Genomic DNA, 24,329 nt, shown 5'->3' on the forward strand with positions numbered 1-24,329 from the left:
TTTGAGATAATTGTTAGAGAATGACTCTCCAATAATTGCCAGTAAAACTTAGATAGGGTTAAGAGACAGTAGGACAAGGAATAGAAAAAAATATCGACCAAAGAAATAATATCTAGTTTTGGCACAGAACTGGATAGTCATAATGATTATTTATCATTTACCCTCGACTAACTCAAAAAAACCCCGGCTGACTTTCCCGATCGCTGCCGTCTGTGAGACAATCGATCGAGTGTTATCCTAAACTCTGCCAATTTTCATGTCCGACGACGCTACTATTCGCACTGCTGTACAACGTCTCTACAATACCTATCCTTTCCCCCCCGAACCGCTCCTAGATGAACCTCCTCCGGGTTACAATTGGCGCTGGAATTGGATTGCTGCCTATAACTTTTGTTGTCATCGTAAACCCGAACGAGAGGATATCCGCATTCTCGATGCGGGTTGTGGTACTGGTGCGGGAACTGAATATCTGCTTGCGCTCAACCCTTTCGCTCATGTAGTCGCGATAGATATCAGTGAAAAAGCACTAGAAATTGCCAAAGAACGCTGTAATCGTTCGGGAGTTGCGACAAAGCACCGAGGTTCTCTGGATTTTCACCATTTACCCCTTGAATCAGCCACTAATCTCCCGGGAGAATTTGATTTAATTAACTGCGTCGGGGTGCTGCACCATCTCCCGGACCCGATTAAAGGGATTCAATCCCTCGCACAAAAACTGGTCCCCGGTGGTCTGCTGCACATTTTCGTCTATGCACAATTGGGACGCTGGGAAATCCAGTTAATGCAATCTGCGATCGCACTTTTGCAGGGAGACCGACGCGGCGATTATAAAGATGGGGTCGCTGTCGGCCGAGAGATTTTTGCCTCCCTACCGGAAAATAATCGCATTTTGAAACGGGAAAAAGAGCGTTGGTCAATGGAAAATCATCGCGATGAGTCCTTCGCTGATATGTACGTTCACCCCCGGGAAGTGGACTACAATATCGATACCCTCTTTCAACTGATTGATGCGTCAGGATTAGCCTTTATTGGCTTTTCTAACCCTTCCTACTGGCAATTAGAGCGTTTATTGGGTAAATCCCCCGAATTGATGGCTAGAGCGCAAAATTTAGGGGAAAGGGAACGTTATCGCTTGACGGAATTATTAGACCCGGAAATCACCCACTATGAATTTTTCCTCGCTAAACCACCGATTCTGACTGCCGATTGGTCCGGGGATCAAGTCCTAGAGAATGCAGTGGCCGAAGTTCATCCCTGTCTTTACGGCTGGCCTAGTGCAAGTGTTCTAGACTACGATTATCGACCGGTTAATCTCTCGGAAAGAGAATTTGCTTTTTTACAAGCTTGTGATGGTCGTTTAACCGTGGGAGAAATCGACGCTCAAGTTGCTTTAGGATTAACTGGTGTGCGTTCTTTACAACAGCGCCAACTACTGATTTTAAGTTAGAGAAAATTCTGGGATGTTAGAGATAGCGTCCCTTGGCAATGGGCAACTTTTAAACTAACTTGGCAAAATTTTGCCAAAACTTCTTTTTTCTTAACAATTACACCCTTCCTATCCCCATAGTTTCAGCCCCAGAATTAACCGGGGCTGAATTATAATAGTTTAAGAAAGTGGACAAGGCTGCTAAATTTCTGATCAGTCCGATTTTTGCCCATCGGCAAACGGGAGATTTTAATCATTATCCCAAGATTCCGAGGCGATTAAGTCACCAATTTGGTCTCTGAGAAGGTAGTCACATCGTTCTAGTTCACATTCAACACAAACCCACTCCCGGGGGGGAATGAACTGACAGAGGGTGTAGATCGGTTGGTGTCTGCTCACTACCCCCTGTTCTACCATCTGACGGACTTCGTCCTTAATCATCCTGATAGAGTAAGCGGTGGGAGCGGTGGAGAAAGTTATGGCACTCATGGGAGATTTCCTGCAAGATCTACAAAAGAAGTCTTATCACTAACTATATTCTAACCTATAGGGGGACAAAAGAGATTTTTTGCTGTATCGACGATTACAATTTTTTATATATAGCGAAACCCTCTCCCCTCGCCAGTTTAGGCTTAGGTTAAGAAAAGTTAAATTTATCGGCTAAAAGCTGTCGAGTCCCCTTATGTCAAATCAGTGATCAGTGATCAGTTATCAGTTAAGCTGTTGACTATCTAGGGTTGGCTGAATAAATGTGAAATGTAGGCAAGGTAAGGGTTTTGGGGCTTTTCTTGCGAAACAGGTGCAAGATTTTGAGAGAATCGTGGTTCAAAACCTTGCATCTTCATCGGCCCGCGTCCTGTAGGGGCGAAGCATTCGGGCAATAACCTATCGGTGAAACCGGAGATTTTCTATCCGAATGCTTCGCCCGTACTTTTTGCCGCAAACCCTATCTAAATTACTGGTTAGGACTGCACTGGAGTGCCGGAGTTGGCAGCAGGGAGGAGAAGTCAGAGCATTTGTACTTAATTTTTCCCTACGCAGTTTAAATTCAGTACAGCTGATCACGGAAAAAAGCTTCCAGCTTAAACTAATAAATGGGGAATAAAAATAAAAGCCGCTACGAGTAAAGCGGCGATCGAGGCGATTAAAACGGCACCAGCGGCACAATCTTTCGCTATTTTGGCTAAATCATGGTAGGATTGCCCCACCGTCAGGTCTACCACTGATTCTAGGGCGGTGTTGATTAATTCTAAGACCATCACCAGAGCGCAGGTAAGGGTGACAATCGCCATTTCCATGGCATCAACCCGCAAAAATAAGCCCCAACTAACCGCTACTAGGGTAATCAGGGTGTGAATGCGAAAATTTCTTTGACTGACAAAAGCATAACGGACTCCGGCCCAAGCGTAGCGAAAACTGACTAACAGATTCGAGGCGACTTGCCAAGCGTATTCTCTTTGAGTGGGATTGTTGCCCTCACTCACCTGTCCCGATCGAGGGATAAAATTATTGTTGAGATAGGGATTAGATAGGCTGGCAGATTGGTTGGCTTTATGATAGTTTGTCTTCATATTCCTCAATAATGCTTGACAAAAATAACTAACTATGTATCGGCAATTTTGACGGTTTTTAACAAAGTTTCCTGTAAAGATAGCATTTCCAAGAGACTTGTTTCATCGGGATGATCCCAACCCAAGAGATGTAAACAAGCGTGGGCAGTTAACCAGGCCAATTCTCGCGCCAAAGGATGATTTTGTGTTAAAGCCTGTTGTTGTGCTGTCTCCACAGAGATGATAATATCCCCCAAATATAAAGGTTCTGTCTCTAAAATGCCCTGATCGATCGGGAAATCCACTTCGAGAGCGGCAAAAGCGAGAACATCCGTCGGTTGATCTTTGTGGCGATATTGGCAATTATAGGTCCGAATTTCTTGATCGTCTGTTAAACGCAAACTTAGTTCATAACCGGCGGCAACGGGGAGATAATCCGATAGATAGCCTAACCATGTCTCCAACCAATAGTGCCAAGTTTGGCCATCCACAGGACTATTTCCGGGATTAAAATAATTATCCTGTAGGCATAAATCCACCACTAGGGGCAAAGTCTCACTCACCAGATTTCATCCTAGGGACGCGTCAGATAGGAAACACCGACAAAAAAGGCCAGTAAGGCTGCCGTAGTCAAAAAAAAGTGTTTTAACGAGACGCCTTTTTTCTTGACCATATTCCGCATCGCCAGCTTAACGTAACTGGGTTGCGCTTCCGTGGCGGTTTCTACTGCGGGGTCAGTGGTGCTAACAGGTTCAGTCATCAGTAATTCCCCAGACAAAGATTGATCGCTATAAGTGTAACAGATTATTAAAAAAGTGCCAAAAAAATTCAATTATGGGAAAAATTGTTACCCTTCCAGGATAGTAAAAACCGCTCAAACTGTTTAACCCAGAGGTTTCTAACCGGTTGCGCCTTTAAACCAGCCCCTGAATTTTAATACAAATGCTCTCCCCTCCCCCGCTCCTTTCTCCCCTCTCCCGGCTCTTCTAGGTTCTGTGTGATAAGTTTAACTTATATAGAATCGATCAATCTTTGTGTCCTTTGTGTCTTTGTGGTTCCTTCCACTCGCTCGCTAGGAAGAATGTATCTTAGAATACATTTTGCCCACCAAACCTAAGAGAGCCCTCTCCCCAATTCATAATTCATAATTCATAATTCATAATTCCCACACCCCACACCCCACTCTCCTGCTCCCCAATTCATAATTCATAATTCATAATTCATAATTCCCAGCAGTCTAACCATGTCTTCCCAAGATCCCGAAAGCATCCAGACTATTTTTCAAAAAATTTGGGGCTATGAGGCCTTTCGCTTTCCCCAACAGGAGATTATCGAGACAATTCTAGCGGCACAAGATGCCCTAATTGTTATGCCCACGGGATTCGGTAAATCTATCTGTTTTCAATTGCCCGCTTTATTAAAAACCGGCTTAACCCTAGTGATTTCTCCCCTAGTGGCCCTGATGGAAAATCAGGTGGAGGAATTATTAGCTAAAAAACTACCCGTTGCCCTGATTCATCACGAAATCCCCCGACAACAGAGAAAGAAAACCTTAGCAGCGATCGCAGACCAAACCCTGCGACTTCTCTATCTTTCCCCAGAAACCCTCTTAAGTCCGCCCCTCTGGTCAAAATTAACCCTTCCCCACGTTAAAATTAACGCTCTCATCCTCGACGAGGCCCATTGTTTAACCCAGTGGGGCGACAATTTTCGTCCTGCTTACCGTCGTCTTGGGGCTGTCCGTCCCGCTCTGCTGCAATCGAAACCGGCCGGCAGCCAAATAGCGATCGCTGCTTTTACCGCCACCGCTAACCCCGCCACCCGTGAGAGTCTCACCCGCGTCTTACAACTAGAAAAACCACAACTTTTCTTAATAAATCCTTACCGTCAAAACCTTGACTTAAGCACCAAAATATGTATTAGCCCCGGTTGTCGTCGTCATCAACTATTAAACTTCCTCACCAGTCAACCTCGACAATCCGGCCTGATCTATACTCGTTCCCGTCGCCATAGTGAAAATTTAGCGGCATGGTTGCAATCTCTCCACTATCGCACCAGTGCCTACCACGCCGGTTTATCCCCCTTTCAGCGTCGGGAAATAGAACAAAATTGGCTGCGGGGAGATTTAACTTTTGTTGTCTGTACCTCAGCTTTTGGCATGGGTATCAATAAACCCGATGTGCGTTGGGTTGTCCACTACCAACCCCCAGCTTTACTATCGGAATACCTACAGGAAATCGGCCGCGGTGGTCGCGATGGGGGTAAAATGCAGGCTCTCACCTTAATTAGTGAACCGACGGGATGGTTAGATAATAGCGATAAAAACCAGCAAAAATTCTTTAACTCCCAACAGGAGCGCCAATACCGACAAGCTTGGCAAATTTTAGCCCAAATTCCCCTAGAGGGCAAAGTAGAGGCGATTAGTGCCGAATTTCCCGATGGTGCGCTCATTCTCTCCCTTTTACACAGTCTCGATCGCCTAGAATGGCTCGATCCTTTTCATTATCGGCTTATTTATCGCCATAATTCAGCCAAGATGACTTTTAAACCCAAAAATGAGATATTTCCCTACCTCTATACCCGTCGCTGTCGTTGGCACTTTCTCTTAAATGCCTTTGGTTTTCAGGAAAATGCCGATAATTTTCGCTGTGGTCATTGCGATAATTGTCGTCGCAATCGACCTCTGGTAAGCTAGGGAGCGCCAGAGCAGGGAGAGCAGAGCGTTTGTACTAAATTTTCTATGTCTTTTTTCTCCTCCTGTCTAGGATTCTCCTCACTTAAGGTCAGATTTTTGATTTTTGCAGAAGATCTATAGCGGGTTTCCCAGAAGTTAGTCCCGATTGAATCTATCAAGGGATTTACCATACCTTACCCGAAATAATAGTGAAATTCTGTGACAAAGTGCAGCCAGATACAAGAATCTTTGCTAGATTCCTAGAAAGCTTCTGTGATAAGTTTCCTTAAAAGGAGATTGTTTGCAGTAAGCTAATCTGGCTAACAGGCTTTTGGGCGTGATATGGGGGAGGATACAACCATGACTCATGAGATTTTAGGTGAATTTTTATCTTTGCCTGCTGAAGCACAGAGCCAAGTAAGCTAAAACGCACTTAAACCACCTAAAATAGTACGATCGCCGATCTTGTAGGGTGCGTTCCCTAATGTGGCTCCTACTGCTCCACCGATCGATTTTTGGGGAACGCACCATGCACATTTATTGAAGCTGTGATACCAAATCCTGTTATAATAAAACGAGATATAGGGTGCGTCCCATGCAGCCTTTACCTTTTTGAAAACACTTTCAATGATGTAGCTATGGACTGGGAAACTCGAATTACACTAAATCCCGATATTTTGGTGGGAAAACCTATCATTAAAGGAACAAGGATTGCGGTTGAATTTATCATCGATCTTCTCGCCCAAGGTTGGAGTATTGATGAAATTCTGCGAAACTACCCAGGTATTACAGTAGAAGATATTCAAGCTTGTCTTAGCTATGCTAGTGTAATGCTCAAATCTGAGAAAGTCTATGCTATTCCTGCTTAACTGATCCGTTTTCTAGCGAACGAAAATTTCCCCCTTGATGCGGTTGAAGCCCTACGACAAAATGGCCATGATGTCCTGTGGATTAGGGTGGAATCCCCCGGAATCTCGGACTGTGAAGTTTTAAGTCGCGCCCAAGCAGAAAATCGTATTCTCTTGACATTTGATAAAGATTTTGGAGAACTCGCCTTTCGTTCAAGGTTGCCGGCCAGTGTTGGTATTATTTTGTTTAGAATAAGAGTACCTTCTGGATCTGTAGTCGCTGAGAAAGTTGCCAAGGTTATCTCATTGCGGGATGACTGGTATGGACACTTTACAGTTATTGAAGAAGACAAAATTAGAATGAGAGACTTAACGGTGAGATGCCGAAGGCACTGCGTAGCAGTACGCCGATCTTGTAGGGTGCGTTCCCTAATGTGGCTCCTACTGCTCCAGCGATCGATTTTTGGGGTACGCCAATTTACGCCATTGAACCCCTTGGCTCTTTTTCCCGCGAAGTTTATGCGGCTTTACAGGAACTTCTTTCGGGACAAGTGCAAGCAGAAGACAGCCCCGAATATATCGAGCGTGTCAGTATTCCGGGACGGATTACTGGGCGGACAGTACGCCTGTTCTCAGGGCAAGTTGTTCCCGTCATTGAACCGGATAGCCCCCGGGGAATTTATGGTTGGCACGTTAATACTTTAGTCAGTGCGGCAATAGAAGCCGTTGGTGCAGAACAAACAGAAGCCCAAGAAAGCCAAATGCGCCGCACTTTGAGTAGTTTCCTCAACCGCATCTACTACGATTTACGCAATTTAGGGCAAACTTCCCAAGACCGCGCCCTCAATTTTGCCGCGACTAACGCTTTCCAAGCAGCGCAAACTTTTTCTGAGGCTGTGGGTGCGGGGATGGAACTCGACAGTATTAACGTTTCTAAGAGTCCTTTCTGTCGGCTGGATAGCGATTGCTGGGACGTACAGTTAAAATTCTTCGACCCGGAAAATAGCCGCCGCGCTCGTAAAGTCTTCCGTTTTACAATAGATGTGAGTGATTTAATTCCTGTTACTTTGGGCGAAGTGCGTTCCTGGTCTTCTCCTTATTAGTCCTCTCCCCTGCGCTGACTTCTGACTTCAAGTACAGGCGAAGCATTCGGATAGGAAATCTAAGGTTTCAGCGATAGGTTATGCCCGAATGCTTCGCCCCTACCCCCATTATTTACCCGAAAACAACCGTGAGACTTCCCAAACAATCTGCTCCCGTCAAACGACCCCATTTTATTCATCCCCATGAATGCGTCGATATTGTTCATGGAGATGGCGATGATTTAGTATCTATCTTAGTTAAGTTAGTTCATGGCGCTAACTACAATGATCCAGCACAATTCCAATACCCTCACTATGGCTATCTGAAAATGTCCTCTTTTGGCGGTTTTCGTTATTAGTATCGACTTCTAAAACCTAGTAAAAAACACTGGAGGAAATCAAACAATGGCTAGTAAACCTAAAGGTGCGCCAGAATCAACACCCGCTGCTGCGAATGTTGACCAACCAACCACGGAAAAACCCAAGATTGAGCAACCAGAAACAACTCAACCTAAAGCTAAATACGTTCCCGCCACTGGTTTAGAAGATTACGGACGCTGGAAAACCATGTTCAAAGATCGCAAAGCGAATCCCAATGATCCGCCGTTTCGTCGGGGTCGAATTTGGTGTTAAACACTTTCCATTAATCTTCAGGTTCTATCCCCAAGGCCCTTAACTGTTCCGCTAGGCGATCGGCTCGTTGTCGTTCCTGTTCGGCTCGTTGTCGTTCCTGTTCGGCTCGTTGTCGTTCCTGTTGAGTAGATTCCTGGGAAGTTAACAACAAGTTACCTTCCCCATCCCACCAGCGAAGCCAGGGAAAGGATTGATTTTGGTATTCCCCCTGCCAAATTCCTAACTCTACCTTTAAAGGAACAATGGGATAATGACCGCGCTGATTAGGAGTCATTTTTTGGTAACGGCCATTAACTAACTGGTACATCTCGATCTGGGCCTTGTTAACCTCATAAATTCCATAAAAAGGAATTTGAATCGCTCGCTCATAGATCCAAAATTTACCCTTAACAGGCGTTTTATCCCGTTCTTCTTCACCATTGCCAGAGACAAATTCTAAGGCAATAACCGGTTCAATGGTTTCTTTCCACATCACAAAGGAACGGCGAACTTGACCCTCAATCGTTGTAGGGACATGGGGAACATAAAACCAATCGGGAGCAACAGCCCCCTTTTCTAGGGATTCTGGATACTCTGGTAATCGCCAATAAATCCCACAATCTCGACCCAAACAGTAATTACCGTCAGGATGTAATTGCTCTAAAAGGGGTGTAATAGTATCCGTTAAAAGGTCTGCTTGGGGAGGCTCTTGATAGTTTTTCACAAAACTTCCATCTTTATCGGGGAGTTGGGTGTGGTCGGGTAAAGGGGAAGAGCAATACACCGTTGCAGAAGTTTCCTGAATTGTGGTTGAGGATTGTACCGTTGGGGTCATTGAACTCATCTTTAATTCCCCTATTTATTGTTATCTAGCTTTTATTCTATAACTGTTCTTGAAAACCTGCAAAAACTATGCCTGATCTCAATGCTATCCCCGGAATGACTGCTCTTCGCTCCCATACCAAAGGCGATCCCCGCATCAAAATCGCCGTTCTTGATGGACCGATTGACTTAGACCGCGCCTGCTTTCAAGGAGCAAATATTACCCGCCTTGATCCCTATTGGTCGCAAGAATTTCCCATCGATCCGCAATACTTACAAGCCTTTTTAGATGTAGAAAAAAGTGACAAAAGTGAGGAAGAAAAAGAGCATCTGTTCAAAGAAGCAATCCCCGATAAAAACATCCTCCAGAGTTTGCATTTGCGCTTCCATGCTAACCATATTATCAGCACCATTTGCGGCCAGCCAGATTCACCGGTAGAAGGGATTGCTCCTAACGCTACTGTAATTAATATTCCCATCGCCTATAGCAACGAAGATTTTATTAATCCCCTCAATCTTTCCAGGGCAATTAGTACCGCAATTGAACAGGGAGTTAATATTATCCATTGTGCGGCTTGTCACCCAACTCAAAGCGGATTAGCTCACGAATTTATTGATAAAGCAATTCGTCAGGCTCAAGCTAATAATATCCTGGTGATTGCCCCCGGAGGTAATGATAAAGGAGAGTGTTGGTGCGTTCCTGCGGTATTAGAAAATGTCCTGACAGTAGGAGCAATGAAAGATACAGGCGAGCCATTTAAATTTAGTAATTTTGGTGGTAAATATGCAACTCAAGGGATTCTCGCTCCAGGAGAGAATATTTTAGGCGCTCAACCCGGAACCGATGACCCCATCCGCAAAAAAGGCACTAGCTGCGCCGCTCCAATTGTGACAGGAACAGCCGCTTTATTAATGAGTTTGCAATTAGAACAGGGGTTATCTCCCGATGCAGAAGCAGTAAGAGCCGCCTTGACAAATAGTGCCATCCCCTGCGATCCTAATGAAGTAGAAGAACCGGAACGCTGTTTATTAGGAAAAATTAATATTGCGGGTGCTTATGAACTGCTGACGGGAGAGAAATTACAAACTGTTGAAGCGGATAACAATTCGTCGAATAATATCATAGAATCGGCGGTAATTCCGATGACAGTGACAACCTCGGTTATCCCATCTAATACAACCGAGATGGCAACTCAGGGAATAACTATAACCCCCCCAACAGCAGCGACAATAGAACTGGCAATCCCTCCTAGCAATGCTTCAGAAAATGTTTCCTCAACTGGATTAATACAAAATCATCAAACAAATAACAAGATTGTCTTTAATAGTGTCGTTCCTAGTCAACGGTCAAACCTGGTTTATGTGTTAGGAACTTTAGGTTATGATTTCGGCACAGAAGCGCGTCGGGACACCTTTAAACAGTTAATGCCAACCATCACGAACGATAATCTTGAATTACCTCCCAATCCCTACGATGCGCGGCAAATGGTAGATTATTTAGAAAGTAATCTATCAGAAACTAAGTCTTTAATTTGGACAGTTAATTTAGAACTAACTCCCATCTATGCAATTAAACCCGTGGGAGCTTTTGCCGCCGAGATTTATCAAGTCATGCAATATATGTTAGCAGGCCAAATATTGCCAGAAGCTGACGAAGATTATGTGGAAAGGGTGAGTATCCCCGGTATGCTGACCGAGGAAACCGTGAGACTTTTTTCGGGTCAAATTGTTCCCGTCATCAAGGTTAATAGTCCCCGGGGAATGTATGGCTGGAAAGTTAATACTTTGATTGAATCAGCGCTAGAAACTGTTAGCGCAGAACATGAAATCGCCGATGAAGCGAGGATGCGTCGTTCTCTGACCAGTTTCTTGAATCGCATTTATTATGACTTACGCAATGTCGGACAAATCGCCCGCAATCGCGCTTTAAATTTTGCAGCTACTAACGCTTTTCAAGCCGTACAAACCTTCTCCCAAGCAGTGGCGATGGGAATGGAATTACACAGTATTGAAGTGGAAAAAAGCCCCTTCTGTCGCTACGGAAGTGAATGCTGGGATGTGAAATTAAAATTCTTCGATCCCGAAAATGGTCTGCGCGCTAAACGAGTTTTTCGCTTTACCATTGATGTTAGCGATCGCACCCCTGTAACCCTAGGTGAAGTGCGTTCTTGGGCTGTTTCTAAATAGCCTCAGTCTGCTAAGTACCTAAGCAAAAAATGATTAACCAATAAGGCCTAGGTTAACTTGTCAAAATTGTACCAAATGTACTTAGCAAAAATGTTGCTCAAATTCAATTATAAAGCGTTTCCTAAGCTAGTGAGGTACACCTATTTTTCTTCCCTTTTGCCTTTTGCCTAAAACCCATAACTTTTGTACCTCAGCAGCCCGAAAAACGCTATAATTAACTTCTTATTCAAAATTTTAGTTAATTATGCGTTACAAACTTTTAGGTAATAGTGGTCTGCGGGTTTCCGAACTATGTCTAGGGACGATGACATTCGGGCAAGATTGGGGTTGGGGGTCGGATAAAGAGGAAAGTCGGGCGGTTTTTCAGGCTTTTGCGGAAGCGGGGGGCAATTTTCTCGATACGGCCAATATCTACACAAACGGAACCAGTGAAACATTAGTGGGGGAATTTGTCAAGGGCGATCGAGAAAAATGGGTAATCGCCACGAAATATTCTCTCAACACGCGCCCCGGCGATGTCAATGCTTGCGGAAATCATCGAAAAAACCTCTTTCAAGCGGTAGAAGCTAGTTTAAAGCGTTTAGGCACTGATTACATCGATTTACTCTGGCTTCATATTTGGGACTCTCTCACTCCTATCGAGGAAGTGATGCGCGCTTTCGATGATTTGGTCAGGATGGGAAAAGTCCTTTATATTGGCATTTCTGACAGTCCTGCTTGGATTGTCTCCCAAGGGAACACCCTGGCCACCCTACGGGGATGGACACCCTTTATCGGACTACAAATAGAATATTCTCTCAAGGAACGCACCCCCGAACGGGAATTATTGCCCATGGCCAAAGCATTAAATATCGGGGTGACAGCTTGGAGTCCCCTGGGAGGAGGAGTTTTAACGGGAAAATATAATCAACCCAACCCCGTCGATGGTCGTTTAAGCATGACCGACCAACCTTTTCAAATTCTCGATCGCGATCTGAAAATTGCCGAGACCGCCCTAGAGATTGCCAGAGAAATCGGCAAATCACCGGCACAGGTGGCGTTAAATTGGCTCAGAAATCGCCCTAACTCCGTAATTCCCATCATTGGCGCTCGAAAATTGTCCCAATTGCAGGATAATTTAGCCTGTGTGGACTTTAACCTGACTGGGGAACAGCTGCAACGACTCGATAATATCAGTGCCATTTCCCTCGGTTTTCCCCACGAACTTTTAGCCAGTCAATTTGTTTGCGATATCCTATTAGGAGGAGTAGCAGCACAATTGGATCGATGATGGAAGTCTTTGTTTATGGAACCCTGAAACCCAAGGAAAGTAACTATTCTGCCTACTGTGCAGGAAAAGTGATCAACTCTAAAACCGTCTACACAAGGGGGCATTTATACCATCTTACCGCCCTCGGTTATCCCGGACTGACCGAGGGCGAGGGCTGGGTGAAAGGAATTTTATTGACTTTTAACGCAGATTATGATCTGGGGCTTTTGGATGGGTTGGAAGATTATCAACCCGGCAGAGATCCAGAAGAAAACGAGTATCAGCGTCGCAGAATCCCTATTTATAATCTAGAGCGAGAATTAATCGGCGAAGCTTGGGGATACATGATGACACCGGCAAAAATAGCTGTTCATGGCGGTGTTTGGCTGCCTTCCGGTTGGTGGACCAGTAGCGATCGAGAATAGGGATGAGGGGGCCGATTCTGTTAAGATATACAAATTAAAAGCTTAATCGTGAAAAAATTATGTATCTACTCCTAGAAGTGGCCAGTGGCAAATTCCCCGTTTATTTTGTGGCCGTTTATGTGGTCGGTTTTCTGGCTGCTGTCACCATCGGTTCGATCGCTTGGTACAATTCTAAACGCCCGGTCGGTTGGGAAGATGCCCAAAGACCTGATATTATCCCTGAAGTGAAGACCGGGATAGATTCTGATTCTCAATCCTAGAAAAAGGCAGTGATCAGTTATTTTAACCGTCAGCTTTTTTCTCCCTTCTCAGCAATCAGGTTAGTCGCGGGGGCTAAAGACCTTACTAGGCGGTTATTTCAGGCATTTGGCTCCTTATTTGATGCCTAAACGTTTCGCACCTATGAGAAACGCTCTCAATCAACCAAGATCGATCGCAAATCGCTATGATAGAATATTGGGTCTTTAATTTCCGTCCCCTCCTCCTCTTATGAAACTGCCTGTTGTCGCTATCATCGCTAGGATATTTAGTTGACAAGAGGCTCCGAATACGATAGTATTCAACCATGAAACAACAAATTATCGACTTATTTTCTGGTGCGGGCGGATTGACCACGGGATTTCATTTAGCCGGGTTTGAATCTATCTGTGCAATTGATGTAAATGCGAAAGCATTAGCAACCTATCAACATAATTATCCTAAAACACGCACTTTTCAGGAAGACATCCGCAAAGTTAATCCATCAGAACTGCGCTTATACTTAGGTTTACAAAGAGAAGAATTAACCGCCCTTATCGGGGGTCCACCCTGTCAAGGATTTTCACGAAATATCCCGGCTGGGTATCGCTATCTTAATGATTCTCGCAATCATTTATATAAGTCTTTCTTAGGATTTGTTCAAGAGTTTCGTCCTCTTCATGTAGTCATGGAAAATGTTCCTGAAATTTTGAAAGCTTATGGCGGTATCATCAGAGATGAAATTGTAGCACATTTAGAATCTTGGGGTTATCAAGTAGTTACTACTTCCCTAAACGCCGCTTATTATGGAGTGCCACAAACTCGCTCAAGAGCCTTTTTTTTAGCTAGTCTAGAGCGTTTACCATCCCTTCCCCAAGCAACTCATTCTGGTGATATCAGAAGTGATTATAAAGCTGTAAAATCTTGGACACAGCTTACTGTACTAGAACCAAATATTGCCCCAGTTACTACTGTTAAAGATGCCATTAGTGATTTACCTACTTTAGAAGCAGGACAAGCTTATGATCACGAAATTTATACTAGGGAACCCGAGACCATATATCAACAGAAGATGCGTGAGCAAAGTCAAAAAATTGTTAATCATATTGCCCGTGCTTTAACACCAATTCAAATGTCAAGAGTGCAAATTCTGGCGGAAGGACAAGATGCGAGAGATTTACCTGCTGAATTAGCACCGAAAAAACACTATAGCGGGGCCTATGGTCGACTTTCTTGGGATAAACCAGCAAGAACAATTACAAGGTGGTTTTTTCATCCCGGTTCTGGCAGATTTTTTCATCCGACCCAGAATCGGACAATCACAATTCGTGAAGCAGCAAGATTACATTCTTATCCCGATCATTTTCACTTTTTAGGGACTTATACTGATATGGCCTCTCAAATTGGAGAATCTGTGCCACCACTGTTAGGCAAAGTGGTAGCAGACTCTATGGGACAAAATCTTGAGTATTAGTTTGGGTTTGTAGCGCTGCAAAAATTGTCTCCACATATCGATCTATTGTCAGACGAGTTCTCTCAATTCTCAGACGAATAGCGGCAGCGGGGATTGTTCTGCTTCTAAACAACTGTTTCTGATTTTTGTACCAAACTAACTGAGTTTTGCCAGCGATGCTTCCCTGTAAACCTGCCCCTACTCCCCCAGTTTTTTTATCTATTGCCCATGCCCAAGAAAAAACATTAGGATCAAGAGGATTAAGGGGGTATTCACAGTAAACATATTCATTGCCCTCTCGGTTTTTTAGCAATATTCCCTCATAGCTGTTGATGACATTTTGAGCAGTTTGACTGGAGCGAATCTTCTCGTTCCAGTGTTGAATAATAGCGGTTCCCAGTTGTGCGGGGGAAGATTGCAGATTCAAAGAGGGAACCCCAAGTTGAATGGCTTTTTTGATAATATCTGCTCGTTGAATTACGAACAAAAAGGTATTATCTGTAGTTAAACTATTCAGTTGTAGAGATTTTAGCGACCAACCACTGGCAGTTTTACTGTCCACTGCATCGTAGAGTAGTTTGCTTCTGCCTAGGGCAGGATCGGATAAAGGAATATTCTTGATATAATGGAAAATTGCTTCCCAGCTATAATCCTCGATCGAGCCAATCAATGGTGAGGCAATTGCGGCTAGAATGTCCTGCTTTAGTCTTTTAGTCTCGTCGTTCGTTAACACTTAGGGATTCCTCTACGGAATACAAAAATTCACTCATCCTCAGACCTAAAGCATTAGTAATATGACTAAGCACTCTCACCGATGGACTTTTTAATCCTCGCTCTAGTTGACTGATGTAAGTTCTATGCAGACCTGTTACTTCCGCCAAATACTCTTGCGACCACCCTTTTTCTTGGCGATAACGCTGTAGCTCTCGTCCTAAAATTTGCTCTAGTTGACCAGATTGCATAAGCTGAATTCTAGTCTTTTGTATACCAAAGTTCTACAGACTAAAGTATTCAATGTCTCGGTGCCGAACAGAAACAGATAAATCAACCAAGGTCGATCGCAAATCGCTATGATAGAATATTGGGTCTTTAATTTCCGTCCCCTCCCCCTCTTATGAAACTGCCTGTCGTCGCTATTATCGGTCGTCCCAATGTGGGCAAATCCACCCTCGTCAATCGTATCGCTGGAGATCAACAGGCGATCGTTTTCGATCAACCCGGGATTACCAGAGATCGCACCTATCAACCAGCTTTCTGGTGCGATCGAGATTTTCAAATTGTCGATACAGGGGGGCTAGTTTTTAACGATGACAGTGAATTTCTCCCTTTAATCCGCGAACAGGCTTTAATCGCCCTAGCAGAGGCAAGTGTGGCGATTTTTGTCGTCGATGGCCAGGCAGGAATTACCGCCGGCGATCGAGAAATTGCCGCTTGGTTACGACAGCAAAATGTGCCGATACTTTTGGCCGTCAATAAATGTGAATCGGTGGAACAGGGTATCCTGCAAGCGACGGAATTCTGGGAATTGGCCATCGGTGAACCCTTCCCCATCTCGGCCATTCACGGTTCTGGTACGGGAGAACTACTTGATGCCCTGATTAAATATTTGCCACCCGGGGCGGAAATTCCCGAAAATGAAGAGATTAAAGTGGCAATTATCGGTCGTCCTAACGTGGGTAAATCCAGTCTCCTCAATGCTTTAACCGGACAACAACGGGCGATCGTCAGTCCGATTTCGGGAACCACCAGAGACTCGATCGATACTTTAATTGAACGAGAAGGACAGGTGTATCGGTTAATTGACACCGCCGGCATTCGCCGTAAGAAGAATGTGGACTATGGAGCCGAATTTTTCAGTATTAACCGTGCTTTTAAGGCAATTCGCCGGTCTGACGTGGTGCTATTCGTCATCGATGTGCTAGATGGTGTCACCGAACAGGATTTAAAATTGGCGGGACGAATCATTGAAGAAGGGCGCGCGGTGGTGCTAGTAGTCAATAAATGGGATGCGGTGGAGAAAGACACCTACACCATCAATACTTATACCAAAATACTCCAAGATCGACTGTATTTCATGGATTGGGCAGAAATGATCTTTGTCAGCGCCATGACGGGGCAAAGAGTCACCAAAATCCTCGAATTAGTCGATATTGCCGCCGAATCTCACCGTCGTCGCGTCAGTACCTCGGTAATCAACGATGTGATCGAAGATGCGGTTAAATGGCACAATCCCCCCACCACCAGGGGTGGAAAACAGGGGAAACTATACTATGGCACGCAAGTATCGAGTCAACCCCCCACGATCGCCCTTTTCGTTAACGATCCCCAGCGCTTTAATGATAACTATCGCCGTTACATCGAAGGGCAATTCCGGCAACAGTTAGGCTTTAAAGGAACCCCGATCCGCTTAATCTGGCGCGGCAAACCGGCGCGAGAAGTGGAAAAAACGGTTAATAGAGCCACCAAGGTCTAATTTATGGATTTATTGCGAAGTTTGCCCATCGGTCTTTATCTCGATCAACCGATTACCCGACTACATCAACTGGATGCGCGGGTAAAATTTATCTGGTTAATGGCTTTTTTAGCAGCACCCTTATTGGCTAATCCTTGGTGGCGTTTAGCTTTGGTGGGATTGTTAATATTTTTAACCCTGCTGGCACCTATTCCCCCCCGCGTCTGGCGGCAACAGATGGGCTGGCTGATATTTTTGGCGATTATCGTCTTTCTGATTACTGCTATCACTCCCGATGGTTTAGCGGTGAGTATTCAGCCGCGTTTACCAGAGGAAGGGCTGAATTTACCGCCAGCAAGTGATTATCAGTATGTTTTATGGGATAGAGGTCGTTTATTTGTTACCCGGCGTTCTTTGGAATTAGCAGTGAGAATTAGTACCTTAGTTTTTACTTTAATTTATAGCACTAATCTCTTTTTGTTGACGACGGCCCCGGAAGAAATTACCGAAGGTTTAGAGAATTTAATGAGTCCTTTACGGCGATTTAATGTGCCGGTGACGGAAATTTCTCTGACTCTGACCCTGTCTTTGCGCTTTATTCCTCTGGTTTTAGAAGAAGTGCAAAATCTAGCCAGGGCAGTGCGAACTAGGGCGATCGATTGGCAAAAATTAGGGATTAAAAGAAGTTTAAACCTCTGGTTAACAGTAGTGGAAAAATTACTAGATAATTTGCTTTTGCGCGCTGAACAAATAGCGATCGCTATGGAGGTTCGCGGTTTTACCAGTCCCAATCAGCATCAAGTACGCTGGCACCAATTACAGTTAAGATCGGCTGATTTTATCGCTTTATTTTTGTTAATTCCCTTTTGGGCAGCCCGATTAGTTTGGGGTGGTTTATAGCCGTGATCGGTGATCAGTTATCAGAGGCGAGTTTTCAGGATCGAAAACAATTGACAAAAATCACCGAATGCCTTTCTCTATAGTGGTTTCATCCCTGATCACCCCGTCCATTGATAACAAGAACCCAAGAGCCTCACTCCTCATTTCCCCACCTCCCCACTTCCGTTCGGACCTCGGCGTGAGACTTCGGACGTTCGGCGAGACTTCGGACGTTCGGCGAGCTCAGTCGAGCCGCGTGAGCTTTTGTCGAACGCTCGCTCGAACGCTGATCTCACGGCCGAAGCCCACTCGCTAATTTCCTACTAAAGATAGATATTTAAACACATCAAAAGTATTACTTATAAAAGTAAGTTACAGCGTTTCTGATCATAGATGAAGTATGACACAATTTAGCATTTGGCAAAGCCCATCTCATTTTTGTAAATCCACTAAGTTGCGATTTTTCAAGGGAGACTCACTGCCAAAATTGGGCGTTAACTGCGATTTTATCACTTAATCCCAGCTTTTGGCCAGTTATAGACCCCAAACTATCCGTCGGGGGACTAAGCTCCCGAACGCCAGATCAGAGGAATTGTCTTATTTTTTCCGTGAGATACCTACAAGCATTTGTTAATGTATTTGTAGCAACTCATCTAAGAGTCACCGATCATTACTAATGATCTATATTTATCATTCCTAATTGTCTATACTTCTGCCAATGTGAGATGCAGCCATTTGGCATCATCTCCAGGGGACTAGCTCCTGTTCTGGTGTTGCCTAAAACTGGAGACTTCGTACCTCACTATTAAGATAACTGCCATAGCCATAACAACTAACAACTTAAAAACTATGTTCGATCCAGATATTCCCGATAGTGCCTATTTACCCCTGATTTCCCTCCTCGACTTGAGAACGTACCTGAGATTCATAAATCTCATTACCACGTCGAGCAAACTCTTCTTTGCTGTAGCGGGTTTGACGGACTGTCATGATTGTAAATTTTCCTCGATCATTGCCTTATCTGGCATGATAACTGACCAGAAACTGCGCTGAATAGATTGCTTTGATTAAAACAAAATAAGGTGCGTTACATTTCATTAACGCACCCTACAAGATCGGCGTACTGCTACGCAGTGCCTTCGGCATCGCACTGTATCGACTTGCAACCGATAACCGCGCAACAGGCTCATTCCAATCAATGGCTCTGTCTCTGCCGCGTTAATCTCGATTTCTCAATACTGCCCACCCCAAATCACCATGCCATCATAGCTATCAAATAAGACTTCGCTACCATCGCCCAAGGTTGCCCGATCGCGGTAACTCGAAGACAGTTCAAGTTCTCTAATAGTAGCAATCGGGAGACTCAAGACCCCTACCCCTGTAAACCCTGTATCGATCACAGCAGTAATGGATTTAAGTTTGTCGCCGTTCCTCACAACCAAGGAAAGCATTAGACCTCTGGTAAAAATCAAAAATTGTTGTTAGGGTTAGGAGTCAGGAGTCAGGAGTCAGGAGTCAGGAGAATTAGGAATGAACAATAATCAATTAAATGGTCTATTTAAGGATTTTATGCAATTTAATCCTTATTCTTACCGTTTTTGAACCCTCAAAAATTAATTATGCAAGAGGTTTATTGCTTCGTAATTCTGATTGACGTAACCCTGCATCATCATAGAGCGTCTTTCAAACTCCGTGCGCCGAAACGATGAACGGCGCGATAGCCGATCCGAACAACCCAAGGCTGAGCATCAGGCAATCGTTCATAAAGTCGCCGAGTCGCAGTCATCGTATCGTCGGCAAGCTCAAACGCTCCAGTTTCGATGTCGATCGCCACAATTCTACCATGATTACCTTCCTCAATTTGGGGGCGCACCTGAGATTCATAAATCTCATCGCCACGTCGGGCAAGCTCTTCTTTGCTGTAGCGGGGTTGTCGAACTGTCATAGATTTGACCTCTTTTCAACTATGCCCCTTCATTTTACCCTAAGCAATGGAGGTGTCTATCGTTGAGGTGGCGGAGGGGATTAAACTAGAAGTTGTTGGGTTTCCTTTTGTCAACCCAGCCTACATCTGACTTTAACTTGCATTAGGGAACGCGCCCTACAAGATTGCGATCGCACTACGGCGATGGCGATCTAACTTCAATTACTGCATACATATTTTAGGGACGAAGGAGACTCTGAACGCTGTTCCAAACATCTTGTTGATTGCCAAAACTAAATTTGACTTTGAGAGGAACTATATGAGCATCTTGACCAGAAGGTGATGCTAGAGGTAATGATTGGGTAGTAGTGGCGTAGCCCTCTTGCTTACCTGGTATGAATTGTGTAAAATATTTATTAATAAAAATAATTGGAACCCGATCAGTCTTTAAACCTCTAGCTTGATCATGACTTTTCTGATAAATATCTTTTTCTGGCTCCTGTCTGGCTTACTCAAATATCAGTCTAGCACCGAACAAAATCCCCCCCTAGTTCACCTCTATTCCCCTGTCCTAATTGTGGTTCTCACCATAGGATTAAGAATGGTTCTATTCATAATGGAAAACCCAAACGTCAATGTAAAGAGTGTGGTCGTCAGTTTGTGATCAATCCCACTAATAAAACCGTCTCTGACGAAACCAAACAATTAATTGATAAACTCTTGCTCGAACGAATTTCCTTGCGAGGAATTGCTAGAGTAACAGGGGTAAGTTGGTCATGGTTACAAAACTATGTCAACAATAAACTGGCGGCTGTCCCCCGTCAAATAAAGGTTTCGGACAAACCAAAAGGTAAATTGGTTAGAGAATGTGATGAGATGTGGTCTTTGGTTTTTTCTAAGACGATAAAGGTTTATATTTGGCTGGCAATTGATAGAAAAACAAGGGAAATTATTGGTTGCTATGCGCGGAGATAGTAGTCGTCAATCAGCTAAAAAACTTTGAGGCCAGTTTACCAGGTGTTTACCGACAATGCGCGGTTGCTTACACAGACTTTTGGGAGTCCTATAAGACAGTAATTCCTAGTAAACGTCATCGACCCGTCGGAAAAGAAACTGGTCAAACTAATCATATTGAAAGATTAAATAATACCTTTCGACAAAGGATTTCTCGGCTGGTGAGAGAGAGTCTATCTTTCTCTAAAAAAATGGAGAATCACGTTGGGGAACCCTTTGGTATTTTATCCATGACTACAATGCACAGCAAAGCAAAGGATTAAGCCGCCATCACTACTACCGAATCACCACCAATTAATAAACCTGATCATGAGTACCAATATCAATTAGAATAATTACCTCTTTTTGCTCCTTATCATTAGTTTCTGTTGTTTCCAAAGAAAATACAATTCTACAATCATAACCACAAGAACAAGCTTTTAATCCTAGCAATTTTCCCTGTAATGAATGAGTAGCTAACTGGGGGGTAGAAATATCTTCTTGCATTAACTTTAATGTTTCAATAATTTTTTGTTCAAGTTGAGCATTACGCTTGACAAATTTACGAAATGATCGTTTAAACTTCTGTGTTGCAATAATCTCTCTCATTCATCTTCTGTTAATATAGTTTTTAATTCATTAATAATATCTTCTAAGGGTTGAGGTTTTAATTCTCCTCTTTGAAAAGCTTCCTTTGCTTCTTTAGCATTTCGGGCTATTTCTTCTCGATAGGATTCTATCATTTGATTTTTGATAATTTCTATTAACATTTCTCTCTGTTCAATAGGTAGTTGATTAACTGTTATAAGAGCTTGTTCTAATGTTATCATAATTGATCCTCTCTTGATTTAATTTAAGTAATAAGTTTAACTGATTGGCATCTTGAATATTAGAATAAGCAATCCGATCATTGATGCTTTCTAAATCTTATTTAGCTCTTGCGGATATTAAAATAACGATCATAATTTAATATTCACAATTCTGAAGATTGTTTGCTTTAAATCTGTTGATGACTTCTCTACCATCAAAACTTTCCCCACGTTTCAACTCTTGCCCCCCAATCATGACTTCCCGTTTCAATTCTTCAAATCTTCCTCGGTAAATTCTGTCTCTTTCTGCCAATAAACGCAATCCCTCTTCAATAACGGCTAAATCATCTTGATATTTTCCTGTTTTGATTTGTTGAGCAATCAAATCTTCTATTTCCGGTGTCAGTTGGATAGTGTTCATCGCTTCTCCTAATTACCTTTATATCATCCTAATGGAGTATTATAGCGCAGACTTTTTAGCATCTTATAATTTTAACAGATTATACAAGACTTGTCACACCCCCCAGCAAATTACCTGATCGATCAAATCTTGACTGATGCCAAAAAAAATGGCTCTCCCCGGTTTGGTGGGTAAAATGTATTCTAAGATACAGTCTTGGGGCAGTGAGTGGAACGAACCACAGAGACACAAAGGACACAAAGATCGATCGATCATATTGTAAGTTAAACTTATCACACAGAATCTAGAAGAGCCAAAAACTTAAATATAGAATAGTGATTCAGTGGTCTGAGGAAGACAATTGTTATCTAGTTGGCTTACCAGACTTTCCAGGACAAAAATGGATAACTCATGGTAATACTTATGCTGAATCAGTGAAAAATGCTGAAGAAGTCCTAGAATCTCTGATAGAACTTTATCAGAAATTAGGGGAATCTTTACCTGAGACTGAAGTAAATAAAAACAGAGAAATTTTACCCAAATAAACTCTTGTAAGGGAATTGATGATTATTGCATTGATAAATTAGCCAAAAAGGGTTAATTGTTCTTAGGAAATTAATTTTGCACTACTACTTAGAGCAGTTATCTTAATAGTGAGGTACGAAGTTTTCGTTTTGGGGAGTCGGTCCTCGATGGCAAATTATACAATTTTTCTAAAGTAATGGCAGAGATAGTTAATTGGCCTGACCCCCAATCCCTCTCCCAGAAAGGGACAAGGTTGGGGTTGAGGGACACGAATAAAGAAAAATGGTATGACGGCGTGATTGTTCTAAAATAAGGTTATCGCCTGATCAGTATATAGCAATGACCTTAATCGCTGTCATCGATTACGACATGGGAAATCTGCACTCTGCCTGTAAAGGACTGGAAACCGTGGGTGCAGTGCCGAAAATTACCGATTCTCCCCTAGATCTGGAAAAAGCTGACGCTATTGTCTTACCCGGAGTCGGTTCTTTTGATCCTGCTGTCCGGCAAATTCGGGCCCGTCATCTCGAAAAACCGATCAAAGCTGCGATCGCTAATGGTAAACCCTTTCTCGGTATCTGTCTCGGTTTACAAATTCTCTTTGACTCATCGGAGGAAGGACAAGAGGCGGGTTTAGGGATTATTCCGGGGACAGTGCGCCGTTTTCGCTCGGAACCTGGCATTACCATTCCCCACATGGGTTGGAATCAATTAGACTTCACCCAGCCGGATGATGCTCTTTGGCAGGGATTACCCCCCCATCCTCACGTCTATTTTGTCCATTCCTATTATGTCGATCCCCTTGATCGTCATCTAACTGCCGCCACCGTCACCCACGGCAGTCAAACGGTGACAGCAGCGATCGCTCGTGATCGTTTGGTAGCGGTGCAGTTTCACCCGGAAAAATCCTCGACTAATGGCTTAAAAATTCTGGCTAACTTTGTTGAACAGGTGCAAAAATTAGCTTTAGTCTCCTAAATAAGCCTTTAAAACCCGCTCGTTTTTTTGGATTTCGCTGGGAATGCCATCGGCTAAATTTGTCCCTTCTGCTAATACCCAAACGTGGTGACAAAGAGACATAATCACATCCATATTATGCTCGATAATTAAAAAGGTAATTCCCTGACGATTCCATTCGATAATATGGTCGCTGATTTGACCGATTAAAGTGGGATTAACTCCGGCGGCTGGTTCATCTAATAAAATTAATTTTGGCTCGGTCATTAGCGCTCGGCCAATCTCTAATAATTTCCGCTGTCCTCCCGATAAAGCTCCCGCATAATCGTGCGCTTTCTCCCCCAGACCGATCGAATCTAATATCTGCAAAGCTTTGTCACGATTGTCCTGTTCCTGTTGGCGAATTTTTGCCCCCTGAAACCAGACTTTGAGAAAATTTTCTCCCGTTTGCCCCGGACTAGCTAAGAGCATATTTTCTAACACCGTTAATCGGGATAATACCCTGGCGACTTGAAAAGTTCTTACACATCCTTTCAGGGCAATTTGATAGGGAGGCAGCTGATGAATGGGCTGACCATCAAGAAAAACTTCCCCTTTATCCGGGCGAATAAAATTAGATAAAAGGTTAAAAAGTGTGGTTTTGCCGGCTCCATTTGGCCCGATTAACCCGGTGATACTGCCCTGCGGCACGTCCAAATAAGCATTATTGACGGCGCGAATGCCTCCAAAACTTTTCGATAATCCTTTGGCAGAAAGTAACATATATAAATTATGAATTATGAATTATGAATTATGAAGTGGGAAGTGTTTTCAGTGAAGAGTAAT

26 protein-coding genes and 5 pseudogenes are annotated in these 24,329 nt (G+C 43.6%); 17 read left to right on the plus strand and 14 right to left on the minus strand.

The window, feature by feature from the left end; all coding sequences use genetic code 11:
* Window positions 1-256 precede the first annotated feature (256 nt).
* Complete coding sequence (locus tag B5D77_RS13425) at window positions 257-1,447, plus strand: bifunctional 2-polyprenyl-6-hydroxyphenol methylase/3-demethylubiquinol 3-O-methyltransferase UbiG (protein ID WP_008205570.1); 1,191 nt, start codon at window positions 257-259, stop codon at window positions 1,445-1,447.
* A gap of 228 nt (window positions 1,448-1,675) precedes the next feature.
* On the opposite strand, the gene B5D77_RS13430 is transcribed toward B5D77_RS13425, so the two are convergent.
* The 4 genes from B5D77_RS13430 to B5D77_RS13450 form a co-directional block, all read right to left on the minus strand.
* The gene (locus tag B5D77_RS13430) at window positions 1,676-1,915 is read right to left on the minus strand and encodes a DUF4327 family protein (RefSeq protein WP_002738935.1); all 240 of its coding nucleotides are present in this window, start codon (window positions 1,913-1,915) and stop codon (window positions 1,676-1,678) included.
* 593 nt (window positions 1,916-2,508) lie between these two features.
* Window positions 2,509-2,997, minus strand: coding sequence for a diacylglycerol kinase family protein (locus B5D77_RS13440; RefSeq protein WP_008205575.1), 489 nt, complete (start codon window positions 2,995-2,997; stop codon window positions 2,509-2,511).
* Window positions 2,998-3,029: 32 nt separating this feature from the next.
* Window positions 3,030-3,539 (minus strand): rRNA maturation RNase YbeY, encoded by a 510-nt coding sequence (gene ybeY / locus B5D77_RS13445; RefSeq protein ID WP_008205577.1) that lies wholly within the window; start codon window positions 3,537-3,539, stop codon window positions 3,030-3,032.
* 11 nt (window positions 3,540-3,550) lie between these two features.
* The gene (locus tag B5D77_RS13450; RefSeq protein WP_008205579.1) at window positions 3,551-3,736 is read right to left on the minus strand and encodes a DUF3285 domain-containing protein; all 186 of its coding nucleotides are present in this window, start codon (window positions 3,734-3,736) and stop codon (window positions 3,551-3,553) included.
* 483 nt (window positions 3,737-4,219) lie between these two features.
* On the opposite strand from B5D77_RS13450, the gene B5D77_RS13455 reads away from it, so the two are divergent.
* The 6 genes and pseudogenes from B5D77_RS13455 to B5D77_RS13480 all read left to right on the plus strand — a co-directional run bounded on the left by B5D77_RS13455 (window position 4,220) and on the right by B5D77_RS13480 (window position 8,213).
* The gene (locus tag B5D77_RS13455) at window positions 4,220-5,671 is read left to right on the plus strand and encodes an ATP-dependent DNA helicase RecQ (protein ID WP_106909001.1); all 1,452 of its coding nucleotides are present in this window, start codon (window positions 4,220-4,222) and stop codon (window positions 5,669-5,671) included.
* A gap of 617 nt (window positions 5,672-6,288) precedes the next feature.
* Complete coding sequence (locus tag B5D77_RS13460; protein WP_002779924.1) at window positions 6,289-6,519, plus strand: DUF433 domain-containing protein; 231 nt, start codon at window positions 6,289-6,291, stop codon at window positions 6,517-6,519.
* A 3-nt stretch (window positions 6,520-6,522) separates the two neighbouring features.
* Window positions 6,523-6,834: pseudogene (locus B5D77_RS27250) on the plus strand (DUF5615 family PIN-like protein); the annotation flags it as partial.
* Between the two features lie 134 nt (window positions 6,835-6,968).
* Window positions 6,969-7,601: pseudogene (locus tag B5D77_RS13470) on the plus strand (peptidase S8); the annotation flags it as partial.
* Window positions 7,602-7,681: 80 nt separating this feature from the next.
* A complete protein-coding gene (locus tag B5D77_RS13475; protein WP_106909002.1) occupies window positions 7,682-7,939 on the plus strand; it encodes a cyanobactin biosynthesis system PatB/AcyB/McaB family protein in 258 nt (85 codons plus the stop codon).
* A gap of 46 nt (window positions 7,940-7,985) precedes the next feature.
* Window positions 7,986-8,213, plus strand: coding sequence for a cyanobactin biosynthesis PatC/TenC/TruC family protein (locus B5D77_RS13480; protein WP_052278192.1), 228 nt, complete (start codon window positions 7,986-7,988; stop codon window positions 8,211-8,213).
* A 10-nt stretch (window positions 8,214-8,223) separates the two neighbouring features.
* On the opposite strand, the gene B5D77_RS13485 is transcribed toward B5D77_RS13480, so the two are convergent.
* On the minus strand, window positions 8,224-9,036 hold the full coding sequence (locus B5D77_RS13485) for a Uma2 family endonuclease (protein WP_106909003.1): 813 nt from the start codon (window positions 9,034-9,036) through the stop codon (window positions 8,224-8,226).
* Window positions 9,037-9,104: 68 nt separating this feature from the next.
* Here B5D77_RS13485 and B5D77_RS13490 point away from each other — a divergent pair, with 68 nt between their 5' ends.
* The 5 genes from B5D77_RS13490 (at window position 9,105) to B5D77_RS13510 (ending at window position 14,586) form a co-directional block, all read left to right on the plus strand.
* A complete protein-coding gene (locus B5D77_RS13490; RefSeq protein WP_106909004.1) occupies window positions 9,105-11,201 on the plus strand; it encodes a PatA/PatG family cyanobactin maturation protease in 2,097 nt (698 codons plus the stop codon).
* Between the two features lie 244 nt (window positions 11,202-11,445).
* The gene (locus tag B5D77_RS13495; RefSeq protein ID WP_008205609.1) at window positions 11,446-12,471 is read left to right on the plus strand and encodes an aldo/keto reductase; all 1,026 of its coding nucleotides are present in this window, start codon (window positions 11,446-11,448) and stop codon (window positions 12,469-12,471) included.
* Window positions 12,468-12,875, plus strand: coding sequence for a gamma-glutamylcyclotransferase (locus B5D77_RS13500; protein WP_008205611.1), 408 nt, complete (start codon window positions 12,468-12,470; stop codon window positions 12,873-12,875). The genes B5D77_RS13495 and B5D77_RS13500 overlap by 4 nt, the downstream gene beginning before the upstream one ends.
* A 59-nt stretch (window positions 12,876-12,934) precedes the next feature.
* A complete protein-coding gene (psb35, locus tag B5D77_RS13505; RefSeq protein ID WP_008205613.1) occupies window positions 12,935-13,135 on the plus strand; it encodes a photosystem II assembly protein Psb35 in 201 nt (66 codons plus the stop codon).
* 305 nt (window positions 13,136-13,440) lie between these two features.
* Window positions 13,441-14,586, plus strand: coding sequence for a DNA cytosine methyltransferase (locus tag B5D77_RS13510; protein ID WP_008205615.1), 1,146 nt, complete (start codon window positions 13,441-13,443; stop codon window positions 14,584-14,586).
* On the opposite strand, the gene B5D77_RS13515 is transcribed toward B5D77_RS13510, so the two are convergent.
* Window positions 14,561-15,298, minus strand: a complete 738-nt coding sequence (locus tag B5D77_RS13515; protein ID WP_008205617.1) for a hypothetical protein — start codon at window positions 15,296-15,298, stop codon at window positions 14,561-14,563. The two genes, B5D77_RS13510 and B5D77_RS13515, sit on opposite strands and share 26 nt — an antisense overlap.
* Window positions 15,276-15,527: a helix-turn-helix domain-containing protein gene (locus B5D77_RS13520; RefSeq protein WP_002761350.1), complete on the minus strand. Its 252-nt coding sequence runs from the start codon at window positions 15,525-15,527 to the stop codon at window positions 15,276-15,278. Before B5D77_RS13520 ends, B5D77_RS13515 begins: the two co-directional genes overlap by 23 nt.
* Window positions 15,528-15,679: 152 nt before the next feature.
* Here B5D77_RS13520 and der point away from each other — a divergent pair, with 152 nt between their 5' ends.
* Window positions 15,680-17,038 (plus strand): ribosome biogenesis GTPase Der, encoded by a 1,359-nt coding sequence (gene der / locus B5D77_RS13525; protein ID WP_008205619.1) that lies wholly within the window; start codon window positions 15,680-15,682, stop codon window positions 17,036-17,038.
* A gap of 3 nt (window positions 17,039-17,041) precedes the next feature.
* A complete protein-coding gene (locus B5D77_RS13530) occupies window positions 17,042-17,917 on the plus strand; it encodes an energy-coupling factor transporter transmembrane protein EcfT (RefSeq protein ID WP_008205621.1) in 876 nt (291 codons plus the stop codon).
* A gap of 1,076 nt (window positions 17,918-18,993) precedes the next feature.
* Here B5D77_RS13530 and B5D77_RS27255 read toward each other — a convergent pair.
* Together B5D77_RS27255 and B5D77_RS13540 are read right to left on the minus strand one after the other, a co-directional pair.
* Window positions 18,994-19,347: pseudogene (locus B5D77_RS27255) on the minus strand (clan AA aspartic protease).
* A 218-nt stretch (window positions 19,348-19,565) separates the two neighbouring features.
* A complete protein-coding gene (locus B5D77_RS13540) occupies window positions 19,566-19,841 on the minus strand; it encodes a hypothetical protein (RefSeq protein WP_106909005.1) in 276 nt (91 codons plus the stop codon).
* A gap of 573 nt (window positions 19,842-20,414) precedes the next feature.
* Here B5D77_RS13540 and B5D77_RS13545 point away from each other — a divergent pair.
* A pseudogene (locus B5D77_RS13545) lies at window positions 20,415-21,132 on the plus strand (IS1 family transposase).
* Here B5D77_RS13545 and B5D77_RS13550 read toward each other — a convergent pair.
* From B5D77_RS13550 to B5D77_RS27850, 4 genes and pseudogenes are all read right to left on the minus strand, one after another.
* A complete protein-coding gene (locus B5D77_RS13550) occupies window positions 21,129-21,422 on the minus strand; it encodes a type II toxin-antitoxin system mRNA interferase toxin, RelE/StbE family (RefSeq protein WP_008205630.1) in 294 nt (97 codons plus the stop codon). The pseudogene B5D77_RS13545 and the gene B5D77_RS13550 overlap by 4 nt on opposite strands.
* Window positions 21,419-21,643, minus strand: coding sequence for a hypothetical protein (locus tag B5D77_RS13555; protein ID WP_008205633.1), 225 nt, complete (start codon window positions 21,641-21,643; stop codon window positions 21,419-21,421). The genes B5D77_RS13550 and B5D77_RS13555 overlap by 4 nt, the downstream gene beginning before the upstream one ends.
* A 136-nt stretch (window positions 21,644-21,779) precedes the next feature.
* Entirely contained in the window at window positions 21,780-22,043 is a 264-nt protein-coding gene (locus tag B5D77_RS13565; protein ID WP_008205635.1) for a type II toxin-antitoxin system ParD family antitoxin, read from the minus strand.
* A gap of 79 nt (window positions 22,044-22,122) precedes the next feature.
* Window positions 22,123-22,319: pseudogene (locus B5D77_RS27850) on the minus strand (hypothetical protein).
* 38 nt (window positions 22,320-22,357) lie between these two features.
* Between B5D77_RS27850 and B5D77_RS13570 the strand changes: the two are divergent.
* Window positions 22,358-22,567, plus strand: a complete 210-nt coding sequence (locus B5D77_RS13570; protein WP_008205638.1) for a type II toxin-antitoxin system HicB family antitoxin — start codon at window positions 22,358-22,360, stop codon at window positions 22,565-22,567.
* Between the two features lie 319 nt (window positions 22,568-22,886).
* Window positions 22,887-23,525, plus strand: a complete 639-nt coding sequence (gene hisH, locus B5D77_RS13575) for an imidazole glycerol phosphate synthase subunit HisH (RefSeq protein ID WP_008205640.1) — start codon at window positions 22,887-22,889, stop codon at window positions 23,523-23,525.
* Here hisH and B5D77_RS13580 read toward each other — a convergent pair.
* Window positions 23,514-24,266 carry an ABC transporter ATP-binding protein gene (locus B5D77_RS13580; RefSeq protein ID WP_008205642.1) on the minus strand — a complete coding sequence of 251 codons (753 nt, stop codon included), beginning with the start codon at window positions 24,264-24,266 and terminating at the stop codon, window positions 23,514-23,516. The two genes, hisH and B5D77_RS13580, sit on opposite strands and share 12 nt — an antisense overlap.
* Window positions 24,267-24,329: the final 63 nt, after the last annotated feature.

The sequence above is a fragment of the Microcystis sp. MC19 genome (assembly GCF_003019735.1).
Classification (GTDB): Bacteria; Cyanobacteriota; Cyanobacteriia; order Cyanobacteriales; family Microcystaceae; genus Microcystis.

Coding starts and splice junctions, on each gene's coding strand:
- B5D77_RS13425 (WP_008205570.1), top strand. CDS start 257: ATGTCCGACGACGCTACTATTCGCACTGCTGTACAACGTCTCTACAAT.
- B5D77_RS13430 (WP_002738935.1), bottom strand. CDS start 1,915: ATGAGTGCCATAACTTTCTCCACCGCTCCCACCGCTTACTCTATCAGG.
- B5D77_RS13440 (WP_008205575.1), bottom strand. CDS start 2,997: ATGAAGACAAACTATCATAAAGCCAACCAATCTGCCAGCCTATCTAAT.
- B5D77_RS13450 (WP_008205579.1), bottom strand. CDS start 3,736: ATGACTGAACCTGTTAGCACCACTGACCCCGCAGTAGAAACCGCCACG.
- B5D77_RS13455 (WP_106909001.1), top strand. CDS start 4,220: ATGTCTTCCCAAGATCCCGAAAGCATCCAGACTATTTTTCAAAAAATT.
- B5D77_RS13460 (WP_002779924.1), top strand. CDS start 6,289: ATGGACTGGGAAACTCGAATTACACTAAATCCCGATATTTTGGTGGGA.
- B5D77_RS13475 (WP_106909002.1), top strand. CDS start 7,682: ATGCCCGAATGCTTCGCCCCTACCCCCATTATTTACCCGAAAACAACC.
- B5D77_RS13480 (WP_052278192.1), top strand. CDS start 7,986: ATGGCTAGTAAACCTAAAGGTGCGCCAGAATCAACACCCGCTGCTGCG.
- B5D77_RS13485 (WP_106909003.1), bottom strand. CDS start 9,036: ATGAGTTCAATGACCCCAACGGTACAATCCTCAACCACAATTCAGGAA.
- B5D77_RS13490 (WP_106909004.1), top strand. CDS start 9,105: ATGCCTGATCTCAATGCTATCCCCGGAATGACTGCTCTTCGCTCCCAT.
- B5D77_RS13495 (WP_008205609.1), top strand. CDS start 11,446: ATGCGTTACAAACTTTTAGGTAATAGTGGTCTGCGGGTTTCCGAACTA.
- B5D77_RS13500 (WP_008205611.1), top strand. CDS start 12,468: ATGATGGAAGTCTTTGTTTATGGAACCCTGAAACCCAAGGAAAGTAAC.
- psb35 (WP_008205613.1), top strand. CDS start 12,935: ATGTATCTACTCCTAGAAGTGGCCAGTGGCAAATTCCCCGTTTATTTT.
- B5D77_RS13510 (WP_008205615.1), top strand. CDS start 13,441: ATGAAACAACAAATTATCGACTTATTTTCTGGTGCGGGCGGATTGACC.
- B5D77_RS13520 (WP_002761350.1), bottom strand. CDS start 15,527: ATGCAATCTGGTCAACTAGAGCAAATTTTAGGACGAGAGCTACAGCGT.
- der (WP_008205619.1), top strand. CDS start 15,680: ATGAAACTGCCTGTCGTCGCTATTATCGGTCGTCCCAATGTGGGCAAA.
- B5D77_RS13530 (WP_008205621.1), top strand. CDS start 17,042: ATGGATTTATTGCGAAGTTTGCCCATCGGTCTTTATCTCGATCAACCG.
- B5D77_RS13540 (WP_106909005.1), bottom strand. CDS start 19,841: ATGACAGTTCGACAACCCCGCTACAGCAAAGAAGAGCTTGCCCGACGT.
- B5D77_RS13550 (WP_008205630.1), bottom strand. CDS start 21,422: ATGAGAGAGATTATTGCAACACAGAAGTTTAAACGATCATTTCGTAAA.
- B5D77_RS13555 (WP_008205633.1), bottom strand. CDS start 21,643: ATGATAACATTAGAACAAGCTCTTATAACAGTTAATCAACTACCTATT.
- B5D77_RS13565 (WP_008205635.1), bottom strand. CDS start 22,043: ATGAACACTATCCAACTGACACCGGAAATAGAAGATTTGATTGCTCAA.
- hisH (WP_008205640.1), top strand. CDS start 22,887: ATGACCTTAATCGCTGTCATCGATTACGACATGGGAAATCTGCACTCT.
- B5D77_RS13580 (WP_008205642.1), bottom strand. CDS start 24,266: ATGTTACTTTCTGCCAAAGGATTATCGAAAAGTTTTGGAGGCATTCGC.